We start from the raw sequence: 17,515 nt of genomic DNA on the forward strand, positions 1-17,515 counted from the left end.
AGCACTCACTTTACGGCTGTTAACCACGTTTCAGGGTTAATTGCTTTTTGATGAAAACGCAATTCGAAATACAATCCGTCTCCGTTCACATCGGGATAGTATCCCGCTGTACCGATGACCGCGCCCTGTTTCACATTCTCCCCCACCTCTGCAAAACTGTCCGAAAGATATGCATACAGGCTGTAATAATCCGTGCCGTGCATCAGGATGACAACCCTGCCGAACCCCCGCAGCACATCATTATGCATCACCTTGCCCCAGGCCACAGCCTTTACCGGAGCATTTTTGTGCACACGCAGTCCCACACCGCGTACAGGCGGTGAAGCCTTCAGGTTATACCGCACTGCCACGTCCCCGTCGGCAGGCCATGGCAAAATGCCCTTCAGCAGTGCTATATCTCTGCCGCCGCGCTGCTTTTCCAGCCGGAAGTTCAGACTGCGGATGACATCAAGCACATTGTGCAGTTCCGCCTCGGCGCTTGCCTTGCTTTTCTGCACTGTCTGCAGCTTGCGCCGGTAGCTCAGCTTATTCTGCAGCAGGTCTTTCTTGACCGCGTTCACCGCCTCCAGCCTGCTCCGTGCTTCGTCAGCCAGCGTCTGGCGTTCGGCCAGCACGCTTTCCACCTCGGCCTGACGGCGGGCCAGTTCCTTCTGACGGGCATCCACCTTTTCGTACAGCGATCTGGTCCACACATATCTGCGGCTTGCCGCATCCCAGCCTTCCGGCGGAATAACACCGGCACTGCGCCGCTGTATATCCAAAGGCCACAGCGTGGCCAGCAGACGGCCCAGATCATCCTGCACGGCACGTGTATCAGCCGAAAGCCGCTTCAGGCGCTCTCCGGTCTCCTGCAGTGAGGCTTCCACCTTTGCCAGCTTTTTCTCACTTTCGGCAATGCTTTTTTCCAGACTGCGGATACGCGCTTCTGTGGTCTGCATGTCTCTGCTCAGACGCGCTTCCTGTTTTGACAGTTTTTTCAGTCTGGCTTCACGTTCTTTAGCTTTCTGCTGCTGCTCCCTGATGGAACGCGTCAGGTCCTGCGCCTGAACGGCAGTAACAGCCGTGCAGCAGCACAGCAGGGCCACCAGAACAGCCCGCACCACAAATCCACGCATCAGCAGACCACCTCGTATTCAAGAAACTGCCGTAACGGGCAGGAGTCGCAGCGCGGGTGCGTTTTGCGGCACCATTCTTTGGCCACACGTACAAGCAGGGCATGATATTCATTGTATACTGATACATCCGCAGGCAGAACGTCCATGAAAAATTCGCGCATTTCGGCATATTGCACATCTTCGGGCAACAGGCCGTGCCGCACGCAGATACGCCGCGTATACGCATCCACCACAAAGCTGGGCATATCAAGCGCGTACAGCAGAATGGAATCTGCCGTTTCAGGCCCTATGCCTTTTATGTCCAGCAGCCGCGCGCGCAGACTGTCCATGGAAGTTCCCGCAAGGTTGCGGATGTCACCGTCCGCTTCTTCGTACAAAAACTGTACAAGCCGCCGCAGGGTGGCGGCCTTCTGCCGGTAAAAACCCGCAGGCCGCACCAGCTCTTCCAGCGTGTCAGGTGCCGCTGCGGCCACGCCCGATTCGGAAAGCATGTCCGCAGACCGCATCCGCTGCAGAGCCTGCCCGGCATTGGTCCAGCTGGCATTCTGGGTCAGCACCGCTCCCGCCGCCACCTCAAAAGGGGAACCGGCAGGCCACCAGCCGCTGGGGCCCAGACGGGCCAGCATGGCGCCGAACATCTGCATCAGGAGTGTCTCTCGGTTCATAGCGTTGTCATCCTATAGAGTTGCCGGTCGAAGCGCAATGAGCCAGACTGTACTTTGCGACAGCTTCAAGATACATTCCGCGCCTTGCAGGCGCCGGTGCCCCTGCGCCGCTGCCTACCCGTATACGGAGCACAACCGCCATAATGAATATGCATCATCAAGAGCAGATAACAGAAATCGCCATAAATGACAGCACTGTCCGTAAAATTCTTGTGTGCCAGCTGCGTCAGATAGGTGATGTGGTACTGGCCACACCCGCCATAGAGCTGCTTGCCAGACGTTTTCCCTATGCCGAAATACATGTGCTGACGGAAAAACGCTGCGCCGCCATGCTGGAAAACAATCCTTTTGTCACCACCGTGTGGAGCATCGACAAAAAGGAACTGCCCGACCTCATCCGTGAAATAGCCTTTTACCGCAAGGTGGCAGCCGAAAAATTCGATATTGTGGTTGCCTTTCAACAGCTGCCCCGCTGCCGCTGGGTTCTGGCTTTTTCCCGCGCACCTGTCAGGCTGAGCTACCCGCCGGCATGGCACAGCCGCTGGCTTTTCACCCACTGGCATCCGCTGGAGCCGGGGTATTCCGCCCGGACAAAAGCCAATGTGCTCAAGCCGCTGGGAATCGCCTGGCAGGGCGAAAAACCGCGCATATACCTGACCGACGAAGAAATGGACAATGCCGCGCACCTGCTGGAACAGGCAGGCGTGGCCCCCCGTCATCAGCTGATTACACTGGACCCGACCCACCGCCGCGCCACCCGCCGCTATCCGGCACGACACTACGGGCGTGTGGTTGCCGACCTGTACCGCCGCAACCCCGACATACGTTTTCTGCTGCTGTTCGGCCCCGGTGAAGAACAGGAAGCCATGGAGGTTGTCCGGCAGGCCGGGTGCGACGGGGCTTTCATCATTCCGCAGCACATCCTCACCCTGCGGCAGATGGCCGCGTGCATGGCGCATGCACGCATGCATCTGGGCAACTGCTCCGCACCGCGCCACATCGCCGTGGCCGTGGATACGCCCAGCATGACCGTACTGGGGTCCACCACCTCGTCATGGACCTTTCCTTCCCCCGAACATGACCACATTATTCTGGGGCTGGACTGTCAGCACTGCAATCAGGACACCTGCCGCCGCAACGACATGGCATGTCTGGAGCAGCTGGCACCGCAGGTGGTGACACAACGCGTGCTGGATCATCTGGAAAAGACCGGAGGGCATCCCGCCGCCCTGAGGCATCGCCAGAAAACAGCGGCAGTCTGAAAAAACCGTATCGTCCGGCACAAAAAAAGCGGAGCACTGCTCCGCTTTTTTACATCTTTTCACAGCATGTCCGCAGGCTGCGGCCGCTATTCCCAGATCAGCGCGGCCCAGTCGCCCTGCACTTCCCTGCGGGCCTGCGGCAGCCCCAGAGCGGTGTACACCGCTTCAACGCCGTCTGCCTGCAGTTCCAGCAGACCGGAAAGCACAAGACACCCGCCCGGCCGCATCAGTGCAACGATATCCTGCGCAAGCTCCTTGAGAGGCTGCGCAAGAATATTGGCCAGCACCAGATCATACTGTTCGCCCTGCACCGCTTCCACGCTGCCCAGACGCACCTCGAATTTATCAGAGACGTTGTTTATCTCTTTATTTTCCGTGGTGTTTTCCACAGCAAGCAGGTCAATATCAGACCCCACACCACTGAGTCCCAGCATGGCACAGCCTATCCCCAGAATGCCGGAGCCTGTTCCCAGATCAAGAAAGCGCATGCCGGCGCTTATGCGGCCTTTGTCGGCCAGCGCGGAAACAGCGCCCAGACACAAAGCCGTTGTGGGATGATGCCCCGTGCCGAATGCCGTTTTGGGTTCAATGACTATGGGCATGCGGTCCTTCAGGTCAACCTCGCCATGCATCCACGGTGCGATAACCATAAAGCGGCTGCCGGCTTCCACAGGCGTAAAGTAGTCACGCCATGCAGCCACCCAGTCCTGCTGCGGCACGCTTTCGCGCTCCACGCGGGCTTCGGGCACTCTCGATTCCACTTCACCCACCAGCTCTTCGCAGAACTGGGGATTATCTGTATACACGCGAAACAGCGATTCTCCGGTGGGCAGATAGTCTTCTTCCCACCCCTGTGCCACTCTGAGGGTCAGCACACCGGTGGTGATGTCCTCGAACTCCTCGGGCACGACAATGTCAATACGAATCAGATCAGCCATATTATCCTCTTGCCTGATAGCGCTTCATCTGCTTTTCCAGCCGGCGGCTGGCGGAAGTGAGCGCGTAACAGATAAGAAAGTACATGACAAGGATGGTAAAGTATATCTCCATGGGTGCGGAAAGGGTGCGGTTGTTCACCTGCACCGCGGCGCGGGTCAGCTCCGCCACACCTATCACGTATGCCAGCGAGGTATCTTTGGTCAGGCTGACAAACTGGTTCACAAATGAAGGTATCATGTTGCGCAGCGCCTGCGGCAGAATGACAAAACGCATGGCCTGCAGTTTGGTCAGGCCCGTACCGCGGGCCGCTTCCATCTGCCCTTGCGGCAGTGCAAGCACACCTGCACGCACTATTTCCGCTATATATGCACTGGTAAAGACCACAAAGGTTATCAATGCACATTCCACTTCGGGCAGCGTCTGCCCCAACACCACAGGTGCAAGAAAATAAAACCAGAACAGCAGAAGCAACAGCGGCGTTCCGCGGATAATTTCAATAAACAGCACCGCCGGCAACCGCACCGGCCAGCGTTTTGAAAGACGCATCAGCCCCAGGGCAAGCCCCAGCCAGAACGCACCCAGTATGCCGCCCAGTGACAGAACGATACTGAGCGCAATACCGCCGAGAGGCCCTTCGGGGTATGAACCGATAAGCAGATAATCAAGATTGTCCCAGACAACATTCCACTGCATGGCTGCCCCCTAATACCTGACGGTACGCAAAAAGTACCTGTTGTACTGGGTCACCGTAAAGGAAACAGCCAGCGAAATGCACAGATATACCAGCGTGGCCACTGTGAACGCCTCAAATCCGCGGAAAGTATACGACTCCACCTGACGGGTCATGTACGTCAGTTCCGCCACGCCTATGGTCATACACAGCGAGGAGTTTTTAATGAGGTTAAGCGCCTGCGATATGAGCGGCGGTACAATGATGCGGAACGCCTGCGGCAGAATGACATACCGCATGGACTGCAGAAAACTGAGTCCGCACGCGCGGGAAGATTCCAGCTGCGTTTTGGGAATGGCATTGATACCCGAGCGGATTTCTTCTGCTATGAACGCGGCGGTATACACCGTAAGTGCTATGACTCCCGCGGCAAACTCGAAATCGCGTGCATAAAGCCATTCGAGCACAGGCCGGGGCAGCAAACCGTCCGACCCGAAATACCAGAAAAATATCTGTACCAGCAGCGGCGTGTTACGGAAAAATTCTGTAAACCCGGCACTGAACCACACAAAAGGACGGATGCGTGAAAGACGCATGACCGCGATGACTGTACCCAGCACCAGAGCCAGAAACAATGACACAGCTGAAATTTTCAGCGTGAGCAGTACTCCGTCAATAATCCACTCACGGTATTCACCGGTCAGTACGACTTGCCAATCAAACGTATAATTCAAGGTGCTCTTCCATTGAAAACAGGGAAAAAGGGCGCGACGGATACGCCGCGCCCCCGCGGTAAACCAGCCTTACGGCCGCAGCACTAGTTGGGCCACAGTTCCATGGTCCACGTAAGCGGCAGATAATATCTGGAATCGGGACCGAACCATTTGTTGTACACCTTTTCATATTCGCCGGAACGCCACATGTCGTTCAGCGCCTTGTTTACAAAGTCGCGGAAGTCAGAATCATTTTCAGGCAATCCCAGCCCGTAGGGTTCGGCTGAAATATAGTCGCCGGCAATAACCCATTTTTCCGGTTCGGGGTCGGAATTTTTAAGCCCGAGCAGAATGGTGGAGTCCGTGGTGACGGCAGATGCCTTGCCCTGCTTGAGTGCAAGCATGGCCTGCGGGTATTCGTCAAAAGAAAGCACACGGCAGTCGGGCTGGGCGGCTTTGATGTTCTTTTCAGACGTCGAGCCTTTCACCGTGGCGACCTTTTTACCTTTCAGGTCGGCCACAGAGTTGATACCGCTGTCTTTGGCAACCAGTATTTTCTGCCCGTCCATGAAGTACGTAATGGAAAAATCGATCACGTTATCGCGTTCATGCTTGTGTGTCATGGTTGCCGCCGCGATATCGACGGAACCCTGCGTGACCATGGGAATCCGTGTGGCCGAGGTGACTGTCTTCAGCTCAAGCTCGACCCCGAGCTGTCCGGCAATGTAACGGCAGATATCCACATCAAAGCCCACAAGCTGCTTCGAGTTTTCATCCACAAAACCGAAAGGAACGACCGAGTCCTTCACCCCTGCCACCAGCACGCCGCGATCCTTGATCTCTTCGATTTTTCCGGCAGAAGCGGTAGCCGCCGAAAAGATCATGCCCAATGCAACGGCAATCAACAGAAGTCTTTTCATGTAACAATCTCCATTGTTAGTCGTTTTCCGGCCGGCCCTCTGGCATGCCGACATATCCAGCATTTTTACAATATTTCTTTAAGGAACGCTTTCGTCCTTTCATGTTTGGGGTTGGTAAAGAACTCCGCCGGAGAGGCTTCTTCAAGAACGCGGCCTGCGTCCATGAAAACAACCCTGTCCGCCACTTCACGGGCAAAGCCCATTTCATGCGTCACGCACAGCATGGTCATGCCTTCGCGGGCAAGGTCCTTCATGCAGTTCAGAACCTCATTGATCATTTCCGGATCAAGAGCCGATGTGGGTTCGTCAAACAGCATCACTTTGGGCCGCATGGCAAGTGCACGGGCAATGGCCACACGCTGCTGCTGCCCGCCCGAAAGCTCCACAGGGTATTTACCGGCCTGATCATGGATACCCACACGCTCCAGCAACTCCATGGCCACAGTTTCCGCCTTGATACGCTCAACCCTGCGCACCTTCAGAGGGGCCAGTGTCACGTTCTGCAGAACGGTGAGATGCGGATAGAGGTTGAACTGCTGAAACACTATGCCCACTTCCGTGCGCAGTTCGTTCACATCCACCGCCTTGTCATGGATGGAGCGCCCTTCAAGCATGATGCTGCCCTTCTGGATATCCTCCAGCCGGTTGAGGCAGCGGATAAATGTGGATTTTCCCGAGCCGGAAGGGCCGCAGATAACAAGAACTTCGCCTTTTTCCACTGATTCGCTGATGCCCTTGAGGACATGAAACTCGCCGTACCATTTATGAATATCGTTGAATTCGATCATTGCCATAAGTTAGGCCGCTCTCTTCCCGCAGCCCCGCAGGGCATACAGCTGCTCAAAATTGTCAAACGCCGAATGGGGTGGTTTCCGGATTTCAACACCGGACAGCAGGACAGCACCGCACGGCAGAGTCATCCGACGACATCAAAAAAGATGCTTTTATCACGCGGATGCGTCACGCTTTTCATTTTCTCCGTGTCCAGCTTTTTCCTACGCAATGAAAAAACATATTGTCAAGCCCAGCTTGTTACATAATTGTAAAACAAATAAAAACAGACATGTTATGCGACATGTGACACCACAAAAAAAGGGCGCGACACCTTGCCGCAACCCTTTTGCAGGAGCACATAAAAACCGGAAACCGTCATGAGTACATATCGATTATGCTGCCGACACCGGAATAGGCAGGACCCAGCACATCCTTGCCGAACTGGTAGGACTGCGCCACGGGATCGCCTTTGCCGAACACTGGCCCGTTCATATAATCCAGCGTCTTGGAAACGACAGCCGCACCAAATGTCTGCCTGTCGGCAGGCACAGCCTGAGCGGAAGACGGCATGACACCGTTCATATAGTCAAGGGTTTTGGTGACCACCGCAGCCCCTGCTGTCTGTCTGTCATACACTTTCGGCCAGCCTGCCTGAGCGGATGTTATGTTCATGCTGCCTCCGTCATTTTTGTCTTTTTCGTCAATACGCACTGTACGCCATACCAATATAGCAGACTGCGCATCAGGCACACATTATTTTTCCGCCCTGCTGGCGGAAAGGCACAAAAAAACGGTGCAGCCCGCATCAGGCTGCACCGTTGACAATTTCATCACCGGATCAAAAAGTACCGGTGAAAAGCTATACAGTGCGCTCGCTCAGTATTTCTTCCAGCGCAGTCAGAAAGTCCTGCAGGTACGTTTCCGGCACTGTCAGCGCAGGCAACAGGCGCAATACCCGTTCCTGCGTCAGATTAAGCACAAAACCGCGCCGGAGCAGCTCTTCCCACACTTCCCTGCCGGGAAATGTCAGCACAATGCCTATCATAAGCCCCAGCCCGCGTACCTCCTGTATGGTACCGGGCAGACGGGCGGCCAGACTGCGCACATCAGCCATGAAAGCCCCGCCCACCCGCTCGGCGCGTTCGGCAAGCTTTTCCTGCTGCATGATATCCACAACACGGGCCGCCACAGCCGAAACAAGAGCTCCGGCGCCAAAGGTGGTGGCGTGGCTGCCGGGTTCAAACCCTTTAGCGGCTTCGTCGGTGGCCAGCATGGCTCCCATGGGCAGCCCGTTGGCCAGCGCCTTGGCGCTGGTGACCACATCGGGCGTCAGTCCGTAATGCTGAAAAGCCCAGAACCTTCCGGTACGGCACATGCCCGACTGCACTTCGTCCACCATGAAAAGCACCCCGTGACGGCGGCAGATATCCTGCACACCCTGAGCATATTCCGGGGTCATGGGGCGGATACCGCCTTCGCCTTGCACAATTTCGGCCAGCACGGCCACCACATCGTCGTCCATGGCCGCTTCCAGCGCATCCAGGCTGCCCCACTCCACCTGCCGGAAACCCTGCGGGATGGGCGCAAAGCCGTCCTGAAACTTTGCCTGCCCCGTGGCTGCCACAGTGGCAAGCGTTCTGCCGTGAAAAGCGCCTGTAAGCGTTATCACCGTACCGGCATCGCGTTCCTTGACCCGCTGCGCATAGCGGCGGGCCAGCTTTATGGCCGCTTCGTTGGCTTCTGCGCCGGAATTGCAGAAAAACGCCTTGCCCAGATGGGTGGTGCCGAGCAGTTTTTCCGCCAACTCCAGCTGTTCCTGCTGGTAAAACAGATTGGAAAGATGCACCAGCCTGCCGGCCTGCGCGTGCATGACCTCTGCAAGAGCGGGATGGCAATGTCCCAGATTGGTAACGGCTATGCCTGAAAGCAGGTCAATGTATTCCCTGCCGGAAAAATCTGTCAGAACACTGCCCCGGGCGGACGCAACAGCCAGCGGATATCTGCCGTATGTTCTGCAGAGCAGAGATTCTTCACGCTGTTTCAATTCATCGAACGTAGTCATTGCAATGCACTCCTGTGCCGGAAAAAAGCTGAGAAAAAGACGGGATCAGATACGTCCCGTATGACCGAAGCCGCCGGTTCCGCGCTGCGTATCGCCCAGCTCTGCAACCTGCTGCAGTTCGGCCTGAAAAAAAGGCTGAAACACAAGCTGCGCGATACGCTCGCCTCGTCGCAGCCGCTGTTCCCCGCCCGAGGTATTCAGCAATGACACAATGATTTCGCCGCGGTAGTCCGGATCGATGACCCCCACGCCCTGACTGACAGTAAGCCCTTTTTTGGTTCCCAGCCCGCTGCGCGAATACACAAATCCGGCCACGCCCTGCACCATGGGTTCCACGGCGATGCCCGCGGGTATCGCCAGCCGCCCTCCGGCAGGAATGACAGCCTCGTCGCTTTCCATACAGGCCCGCAGGTCAAGCCCGGCGGAACAGGGGGTGGCGTACTGCGGCGCATCCCCGGCTTCACCGTTTTCATACAACTCCTGCGCGTTGCCCATATACCTGAAGCGGACGGCTATACGGGGCTGGACACAGCCCTGATCGTCTGTTTTGCTCACAGAATGCTCCTGATGAAGGGTAATTGCACACTACCGTGCAGCCCGAAAGGCAGCACGGAAAAGAAAGTGTTATGACACTCGGCAAGGCAAGTCAAAATCTGCAGATGCTTTTCGTCAATTTGTGTTGATGCATACCCGCGGAACAAGGTATCTTCACCGGAAACACCGTACCGTAACCGGTACCCAAAGGCACATCCGTGCACCTGAACGCGATACGCAGGAGGTCGCACATGCACCCCGTAAAGGTATTCAATGTCACTCCCCGGCTTCCGGAAGGGCTGGAACCGCTGTGGGATCTGGCGTACAATTTCTGGTTTGCGTGGAACGCAGGCATAGAAGAGCTTTTTGCCCAGATAGACTACAGGTTGTGGCAGCGCTGCGCCAAAAACCCCGTTGAATTTCTGAACAATGTCCCTCAGGCAACGCTGCGGGAACTGGCCGCGGACGCCATCTACAAGGAACGTCTTGCAGAAGCTCACCAGCAGCTGCAACGTTATCTGGGCGCTCCGGTGGACAAAGACTTTCATATTGAAGACGAACGCCAGCCGGTGGTCGCCTATTTCAGTCTCGAATTCGGCGTTTCCACCTGTCTGCCCATTTATTCCGGCGGGCTGGGCATTCTTGCCGGCGATCATCTGAAATCTGCCAGCGACCTGAATCTGCCGCTTATCGGTATCGGGCTGGCATACCGGCAGGGGTACTTCCGCCAGTACATGACCCCCGACGGCTGGCAGCAGGAGCGCTACCCCGACTATGATTTTGAACAGATGCCCCTGACAGCGGCCACGGCACCGGACGGCACCGCAGCCATGGTGCGGCTGAACATAGGCGACCGCCCCCTTGCCGCACGCATATGGAAAGCACAGGTGGGCAGAGTGGCCCTGTACCTGCTGGACACCAATATTCCAGAAAACCCGCCGGATTTCCGTGAAGTAACTGCGCGCCTGTACGGCGGCGGACTGGAAATGCGTCTGTGGCAGGAGATACTTATAGGCATAGGCGGCATAAAGGCATTGGAAGCGCTGGGGCTGAACCCCAAAGTCATACACATGAACGAGGGACATTCCGCCTTTGCCGGGCTGGAACGCGTGCGCCTGTTCATGAAAAACTGCGGACTGTCTTTCGAGGCGGCGCTGGAGCTGGCGGCCTCAAGTTCCGTATTTACCACGCACACCCCCGTGCCCGCCGGCAACGACCGTTTTCCGCCGGACCTCATGCAGCGCTATTTCGAACCGTATTCCCGCGATATGGGGCTTGCCTTCAAGGTTTTTCTGGCCCTCGGCAGAGAAAACCCGCACGACGACGGCGAACCTTTCTGCATGACCGTGCTTGCGCTCAGACTTTCGCGGTTCAACAACGGCGTGTCCATATTGCACGGCAAAGTCTCACGCAACATGTGGAAACAGGTCTGGAACCAGTATCCGGTGGAAGACATTCCCATAGGCGCTCTGACCAACGGAGTTCACGCTCCTTCGTGGGTAGCCCCCGACATACAGTCGCTGTTCGACAGATATCTGGGCCCCAACTGGCGCGAAGATCCGGACTGCCAACGCGTATGGGGGCAGGCGGACAGCATATCCGACGCGGAGCTGTGGCGCACGCACGAAAGGCTGCGCGCACGGCTCGTGGACTATGTCCGCGGCAGACTTATCCGTCAGCTTACAGCGCAGGGCGCCCGCAAAGCAGACCTGCAGGTGGCGCAGGAGGTGCTCAATCCCGAAGCCCTGACCATAGGCTTTTCACGCCGTTTTGCCACATACAAGCGGGCCAACCTGCTGCTGCAGAACAAAGAACGCCTTATCAGGCTGGTCACGGACAAGGAACGTCCCGTGCAGTTCATCTTTGCCGGCAAAGCCCACCCGCAGGATCAGGCGGGCAAACAGATAATCAAGGAAATAATATCCCTGTGCCGCACGGAAGAATGCCGCTACAGCATGGTCTTTCTGGAAGACTACGACATGGACGTGGCGGCGCATCTTGTTTCCGGCTGCGACATATGGCTCAACAATCCCCGCAGACCGCTGGAAGCCTGCGGCACCAGCGGCATGAAAGCCATGCTCAACGGCGTGCTGCAGTTCAGCACTCTGGACGGATGGTGGGACGAAGCCTACCTGCCCGACAACAGCCTGGGATGGGCCATAGGCAAAGGTGAAGAATACGAAGACCTTGAATATCAGGATTTCGTGGAAATACAGACTCTCTACAATATTCTTGAAAAAGATATTGTTCCGGAGTTTTACGACCGCGGACACGGCGGCATGCCGCGCGCATGGGTGGGCCGCATGAAAAATGCCATCAGGCAGCTGGGCCCCAGATTCAACTCGCACCGCATGGTGGAAGACTATAAGGCCACGGCCTATCTGCCCGCATATGAAAACTACCTGCGGCTTACCAGCGACAGTTTCGCCCGTGCCCGCGAACTGGCATCATGGCGCATGGACATGATGACCCGCTGGGGGCAGGTGTCCATACACAACGTGCGTGCCTACGAACACGAATCCATACATGTGGGACAGACAGTGACGGTGGAAGCCGCCGTAGCGCTGAACGGCATAGCCCCCGAAAGCATTCTTGTAGAAGTATACGCAGGGCCGGTGGGGCTGGACGGCAGTTTTGCCGGCAGGACCATCTATCCCATGGAACCGGCCGAAGAAACACAGGACGGTATGAGAATGTACAGAGGAAAGGCAACCCCGCTCGAAGCAGGCAGGTTCGGCTTTACCGTGCGGGCCGTGCCGTCTCATCCGCTGCTGCTTGACCCCCATTCGCTCGGGCTCATACGCTGGGCTTCATAACACCAACGGCGCACCCCGCACACAGGGGCGGGGTGCGCCACAGCTCACAAAGGCCCTGAGCATGCTGCACCGATTGCTGTTCATCTGCTGCCTGCTTGCAGCAGGCGTCTGCCTGATCTCTTCACCGGCCGCATCGCGGCCCGTGGCGGAACTGGCAACACTGGAATGGCCTCCGTACTCCGGCAGCTATCTGGACAGACAAGGCTATGCCAGCGAAGTCGTACGTCAGGCTTTCGCCGCATCGGGCATGGACACCCGCCTGCATTTTTTCCCCTGGGAACGGGCCATCCGCAGCATGAAACACCATGGATATGCCGGATATACGCCGGAATATTACTCCGAAACCCGGCGTGACTGTCTTTTTTCCGCCCCGTTTCCCGCCGGCCCGCTGTTTCTTTTTCAGCTGCGGGGCAGGAACCTGCACTACACCAGTCTCGACGACCTGCGCGGACTGCGCATAGGAACTGTCTCAGGCTATGTAAACACAGACGCCTTCGACAGCGCAGAGTTTCTGCTCAAAGATCCCGCGGTGGATGATGTATCAAACCTGCGCAAACTGCTTGCAGGCAGGGTGGATGTCATTGTCGGCGACGCTCTGACCCTGCGCTTTCTGCTCACCCGCGAGCTTGGTCTGCCCGCGGGCACCATAGAGCCTCTTGAACCTCCGCTGGATAACAAATCGCTGCATGTCTGCTTCAACCCGCGGTATCCGGCTGCAGGCGACTATATAAGCGCTTTTAACAGGGGGCTGGAGCAGATGCGGCACAACGGCACCCTGAAAGCGCTGCACAGCAGGCTGTACGACGCATATATGCCGGGCATGTGACGGCACGGGCCGCTGCCTCTTGCCTTGCGCCCCGCAATGGCATAGGTGCATGGCACAAAAACACACCAAACAATCGGAGAACGCCTTGACCGCTCTTACCTCTGCGGCAATTGTCGGCGGCGGCCTTGCCGGATGCGAATGCGCCCGCAAGCTGGCACGCGCCGGTATCGCCGTGACTCTTTTTGAAATGAAGCCCCACAGCTTTTCACCCGCCCATTCCTCGCCCGAACTGGGCGAGCTGGTATGTTCCAACTCGTTGCGCTCCGACGAGCCCGAAGCGGGCGTCGGCGTTTTGAAACAGGAGATGCGCGCACTGGGCAGTCTGGTGATGGAAGTGGCTGAAGCCACGCGTGTTCCGGCCGGTAAAGCACTGGCAGTCGACAGAGGTCTTTTCGCAGCCTCCATGACGGCAGCCATGGAGGCTGAACCGGGCATCACGCTGATACGTCGGGAAATCACTTCGCTGGACGACCCCGCCCTGCAGGGGTTCGACGCGGTGGTCATCGCCGCCGGTCCTGTGGCCAGCGAAAGCCTGAGCCGCAGCCTTGCCGATGCAGTGGGGGCGACACACCTGTATTTCTACGACGCCATAGCCCCCATCATCAGCGCAGACTCCGTAAATATGGAAAAAGCCTTCTGGGGTTCACGCTATCGCCCGGAAGACACCGACTATCTGAACTGCCCCATGAACCGCGAAGAATATTTCGCCTTTCGCGAGGCGCTGGTGGAAGGCGAAAAGGCCGCTACCAAAGATTTTGAAAAAGAACTGCACTTTGAAGGCTGCATGCCCATCGAGGCGCTGGCCGAGCGGGGAGAAATGACGTTGGCGTTCGGCCCGTTCAAACCCGTGGGACTGGACGATCCGCGCACCGGCAGACGCCCCTTTGCCGTGGTGCAGCTGCGTACCGAAAACCTGAACAAAACCATGTTCAACCTTGTGGGCTGTCAGACAAAGCTCAAGTACGGTGAACAGGACAGGATTTTCCGCATGATTCCGGGTCTGGAAGACGCGGAATTCGTGCGCTACGGCTCGGTGCACCGCAACACCTACGTCAATGCGCCGCAGGTGCTCAACGGCGACCAGTCGCTGAAAAACCGCCCCGACGTATTTCTGGCCGGACAAATCACCGGAGTGGAAGGCTATGTGGAGTCCGCCGCCAACGGCATGTGGCTGGGCATGATGCTTGCGGCCCGCAAGCACGGAGAAAACATCCCCCAGCCGCCTGTTGAGTGCGCTCTGGGTGCGCTGGCGGCCCACCTGCGCACTCCGGTAAAAAAGTTTCAGCCTTCCAACATCAACTTCGGTCTGACTCCGGAGCTGAATCAGCGGGCACGCAAAAAAGACCGCAAGGCCCTGTACGCCGAACGGGCACGCGAAAACTTTACACAGTGGTACGCGTTGCTTCCCGCATCAGCCCGCAGCTGAAAGTACCGTTAGCTCCGCAGCAAAAAACCGGCGGAACGTCATGCGTTCCGCCGGTTTTCTTATCCACTGACGCCCCTGCGCAGCAGAGTTGCACCGTCCCGCAGGGGTCAAGCCCTGCCGGCGTTTTCCAGACCCTGCAGCAGTTTTTCGCCTGTGGCCGATTCCACCACTTCACGCAGGCGGGCGATCACTTCGGCATCGTACTTGTCCTGCATCCGTTCCAGCGCGTCCAGCGTATCATCCACCGGTACTGCCGGACGATACGCACGGGGGCGCACCATGGCGCAGAAGGTATTTATCACCGCCAGAATCCGCGCCGGACTGCTGATGGCATCTCCTGAAATTCCGACAGGATAACCGCTACCGTCAAGCTTTTCATTCATCTGCTCGATGACCTGCAGCACAGGCAGGTCAAACTCGATGTCCGCCAGAACCATGCGTGCATGTTCCACATGGCGCTCCATCTCTTTTTTTTCCCGCTCGTCAAGCGCGCCGGGCTTATTCAGTATCTCCTTGGGCACAAACACCTTGCCCACCTGCGACAGGTTGGCAGCCGCCTGCACTGTGGCCACTTCCAGCGCGGAAAGCCCCATGGCTTTGGCCACCTGCGCCGACAGCCCGCTCATGGTGCGGGAATGACCGGCCAGATAAGGGTCTGAATGTTCAATGGTGCGCACCAGCGCATCCACTGTCTGCTGCACCAGCTTGCGTGAACGTTCCTGCGCTTCAGCCAGTTCCGTAATATCGCGGAACACATACACAAGGCCGCTCCAGTCACGGCGGGCGATACGGAAAGGCGTCTTGGAAATCTGGAAATAATACTTTCTGGACTGCAGATAGATTGTTTCGCTGATGGTCTGAGGCTCGTTGGACATGAGCACCTGTTCATCGGTGGCAGTAAGCCTGCGGGCCGTGTCGAACCCGAAAACAGCAGCAAAATCAAGACCGTCGAGTTCTTTTTCAGAACGCCCCACAGCCTCGGCAAACGCTCTGTTGGCGTAGCGGATAACGCCTTTATCGTCTTTCAGGCAGATAAAGTCGGCAATGGTGGCATTGATGCTGTCCAGAAAGCGTTTCTGCTCTTCCACCTGACCTGCCAGCTTGCTCATTTCACGGGCAACCTTGCGGCTTTCCACGCCCACCAGCCACCACCAGAACCCGCCCAGCATGCACAGAATGACCAGCGTGCTCAGCACACCGAACCCGACCACAGCCCGCGCCCGCTGCTGCAGCGGCTCTCTGGCTACGTCAATATCGGCCTCCTGCACCAGCCACCAATCCAGCCCGGGCACCCGCAGCCCCATGGAATAGACTTCTCCGCTGCCCGAAACCGATGTACGGCTGCCGAAAGGCAGGGCGTCATCCCCCAGCGACAGACCGGCCGAGGTGCGCACGCCCTCCGCCAGCCACGGTGCGACTTCCTCAGCCCGCTCACCCGAGCGCTGCAGCAGCTTCATGCTCTGCCCTCTGCCATGCCCCCCCTGCAGGATATCTCCCAGTTTGGCAGAGACATTTTTAGTCAGCATAAGCACGGCAACAGGCGTCGGTTCTTTCGATTCGTAACGCGGCGGATAAATGGGCAGAAACAGATCGACAACCAGTCCGGCAGAGCTGAGCCGGATATTGGAAAAAACAGGCAGGCCCGTCTGCTGTGTTCTGTCCGCATACTGCCGCTGAACCGGAGTAAGCGGCCGGACGGATGCATCGGTGGCGATGTAGCTGCTGCCCTGCCGGTTCATGATTCTTCCGGAAACAAAGTCGGAATACTGCACAAACTCCCGCAGCAGATTGCGCATCATGGGCAGCTGCACGGCCAGTTCAGTGTTTTCTCCGCTCAGCAACGCCGAAAGATCGTCGTCCAGCGTGTCCACTTCTGAAGCATACAGCCGGAAAAGGTCGGCATTGATAAGCCTGTTGCCCTGTTCCACCATGGCATCAAGCCATGTGGTCACCACGTTGACCTGCCCGTTGAGCATGATGCTCTGCTGTTTGCGCACCGATTCCTCAAGGTCCGCATTCAGGTTGCGGATGCTGACCAGCACCAGCGTTGCAGCGGTCGCCACTGTGAACAGGGCGGCGACTATTCCAAACCACAACAACTTTGATCCGGCTCCGGTTCTGCCGCTGCCGCGGCTCAGCTCACGCGTTCTGTCGGAAGCAGTTTCTGCCATGGTAGTCTCCAAAATCTATTGTTTTCCTTCCGCTTTGCCTGTTGCGGCAGGCCGCACGGGAATGTGCGCCCAGCGGTACTCTTCATTCACCGAATATTGCGGCCGGTAATGGGAATACCGGTCGTGCGTCAACACAAGATCAGAAAGATTATCAAGGACGTAAGCCTTTGCGTCCAGAAAAACCACCAGCACCGCATGCCCTATGCCGCGGATGGAATCAAGAAGCACCACAATACGCAACGCGTCGGCCGGAAAGCCCAGCATCCGCAGCGCAAAATATTTGCTTATGGCGTAGTCCTCGCAGTCGCCGGAGTGACGCATGAACTCCGCAGGAGTGGCCCAGAAATCAGATACTCCGTAAATTTCCACATCCAGCCGGTAGGGCCAGCGGTTAAAAAACGTATTGACCATACGCAGCTTTTCCATGGGCGGTGCTCCGGCAGCTCTGTCCGCTACGGACTTCCACCCTTCTCCTCTGCCGCCTGCCGGTGCATCCGGACCGGACACAGTCTGCTTCTGCAGCACCGGATTACGACGGTTTTCGCGCAGCACACGTTCCCATTTGGGCAAGGCCTTCAGCGGACCGCGAAACGCCACGGTATTGAACAACCGCACGCCTTCT

At 57.4% G+C, this 17,515-nt stretch carries 16 protein-coding genes; 4 read left to right on the plus strand and 12 right to left on the minus strand.

What is annotated here, in order from left to right:
- Positions 1-5: 5 nt before the first annotated feature.
- Together H586_RS18115 and H586_RS0104325 are read right to left on the minus strand one after the other, a co-directional pair.
- On the minus strand, positions 6-1,115 hold the full coding sequence (locus H586_RS18115; protein WP_011367404.1) for a murein hydrolase activator EnvC family protein: 1,110 nt from the start codon (positions 1,113-1,115) through the stop codon (positions 6-8).
- Positions 1,115-1,780: an endonuclease III domain-containing protein gene (locus H586_RS0104325; RefSeq protein ID WP_011367403.1), complete on the minus strand. Its 666-nt coding sequence runs from the start codon at positions 1,778-1,780 to the stop codon at positions 1,115-1,117. Before H586_RS0104325 ends, H586_RS18115 begins: the two co-directional genes overlap by 1 nt.
- Positions 1,781-1,923: 143 nt before the next feature.
- On the opposite strand from H586_RS0104325, the gene H586_RS0104330 reads away from it, so the two are divergent.
- Positions 1,924-3,042 carry a glycosyltransferase family 9 protein gene (locus tag H586_RS0104330; RefSeq protein ID WP_011367402.1) on the plus strand — a complete coding sequence of 373 codons (1,119 nt, stop codon included), beginning with the start codon at positions 1,924-1,926 and terminating at the stop codon, positions 3,040-3,042.
- 86 nt (positions 3,043-3,128) lie between these two features.
- On the opposite strand, the gene H586_RS0104335 is transcribed toward H586_RS0104330, so the two are convergent.
- From H586_RS0104335 to dut, 8 genes are all read right to left on the minus strand, one after another.
- Positions 3,129-3,980, minus strand: coding sequence for a 50S ribosomal protein L11 methyltransferase (locus H586_RS0104335; protein WP_027181439.1), 852 nt, complete (start codon positions 3,978-3,980; stop codon positions 3,129-3,131).
- A gap of 1 nt (position 3,981) precedes the next feature.
- Positions 3,982-4,674, minus strand: coding sequence for an amino acid ABC transporter permease (locus H586_RS0104340; RefSeq protein WP_011367400.1), 693 nt, complete (start codon positions 4,672-4,674; stop codon positions 3,982-3,984).
- A gap of 9 nt (positions 4,675-4,683) precedes the next feature.
- A complete protein-coding gene (locus H586_RS0104345) occupies positions 4,684-5,385 on the minus strand; it encodes an amino acid ABC transporter permease (protein ID WP_011367399.1) in 702 nt (233 codons plus the stop codon).
- 83 nt (positions 5,386-5,468) lie between these two features.
- Positions 5,469-6,284: an ABC transporter substrate-binding protein gene (locus tag H586_RS0104350; RefSeq protein WP_011367398.1), complete on the minus strand. Its 816-nt coding sequence runs from the start codon at positions 6,282-6,284 to the stop codon at positions 5,469-5,471.
- A gap of 65 nt (positions 6,285-6,349) precedes the next feature.
- Entirely contained in the window at positions 6,350-7,078 is a 729-nt protein-coding gene (locus H586_RS0104355; protein ID WP_011367397.1) for an amino acid ABC transporter ATP-binding protein, read from the minus strand.
- 355 nt (positions 7,079-7,433) lie between these two features.
- On the minus strand, positions 7,434-7,730 hold the full coding sequence (locus H586_RS0104360) for a hypothetical protein (protein ID WP_011367396.1): 297 nt from the start codon (positions 7,728-7,730) through the stop codon (positions 7,434-7,436).
- Positions 7,731-7,917: 187 nt separating this feature from the next.
- Positions 7,918-9,120: an aspartate aminotransferase family protein gene (locus H586_RS0104365; protein WP_027181440.1), complete on the minus strand. Its 1,203-nt coding sequence runs from the start codon at positions 9,118-9,120 to the stop codon at positions 7,918-7,920.
- 45 nt (positions 9,121-9,165) lie between these two features.
- On the minus strand, positions 9,166-9,615 hold the full coding sequence (gene dut, locus H586_RS0104370; RefSeq protein ID WP_049753943.1) for a dUTP diphosphatase: 450 nt from the start codon (positions 9,613-9,615) through the stop codon (positions 9,166-9,168).
- 290 nt (positions 9,616-9,905) lie between these two features.
- Between dut and glgP the strand changes: the two genes are divergently transcribed.
- The 3 genes from glgP (at position 9,906) to trmFO (ending at position 14,722) form a co-directional block, all read left to right on the plus strand.
- The gene (gene glgP / locus H586_RS0104375) at positions 9,906-12,470 is read left to right on the plus strand and encodes an alpha-glucan family phosphorylase (protein ID WP_011367393.1); all 2,565 of its coding nucleotides are present in this window, start codon (positions 9,906-9,908) and stop codon (positions 12,468-12,470) included.
- 61 nt (positions 12,471-12,531) lie between these two features.
- Complete coding sequence (locus H586_RS18120) at positions 12,532-13,296, plus strand: substrate-binding periplasmic protein (RefSeq protein ID WP_051363854.1); 765 nt, start codon at positions 12,532-12,534, stop codon at positions 13,294-13,296.
- 85 nt (positions 13,297-13,381) lie between these two features.
- The gene (gene trmFO / locus H586_RS0104385; RefSeq protein WP_011367391.1) at positions 13,382-14,722 is read left to right on the plus strand and encodes a methylenetetrahydrofolate--tRNA-(uracil(54)-C(5))-methyltransferase (FADH(2)-oxidizing) TrmFO; all 1,341 of its coding nucleotides are present in this window, start codon (positions 13,382-13,384) and stop codon (positions 14,720-14,722) included.
- 107 nt (positions 14,723-14,829) lie between these two features.
- Here the strand turns inward: trmFO and H586_RS0104390 are convergent, their stop codons facing one another.
- Together H586_RS0104390 and H586_RS20995 are read right to left on the minus strand one after the other, a co-directional pair.
- Positions 14,830-16,893, minus strand: a complete 2,064-nt coding sequence (locus H586_RS0104390) for an HD-GYP domain-containing protein (protein ID WP_051363855.1) — start codon at positions 16,891-16,893, stop codon at positions 14,830-14,832.
- A gap of 15 nt (positions 16,894-16,908) precedes the next feature.
- Complete coding sequence (locus H586_RS20995) at positions 16,909-17,508, minus strand: transglutaminase-like cysteine peptidase (RefSeq protein WP_234702928.1); 600 nt, start codon at positions 17,506-17,508, stop codon at positions 16,909-16,911.
- Between the last annotated feature and the right edge of the window lie 7 nt (positions 17,509-17,515).

Origin of the sequence: Oleidesulfovibrio alaskensis DSM 16109, from assembly GCF_000482745.1 — a bacterium.
GTDB classification, from domain to species: domain Bacteria; phylum Desulfobacterota; class Desulfovibrionia; order Desulfovibrionales; family Desulfovibrionaceae; genus Oleidesulfovibrio; species Oleidesulfovibrio alaskensis.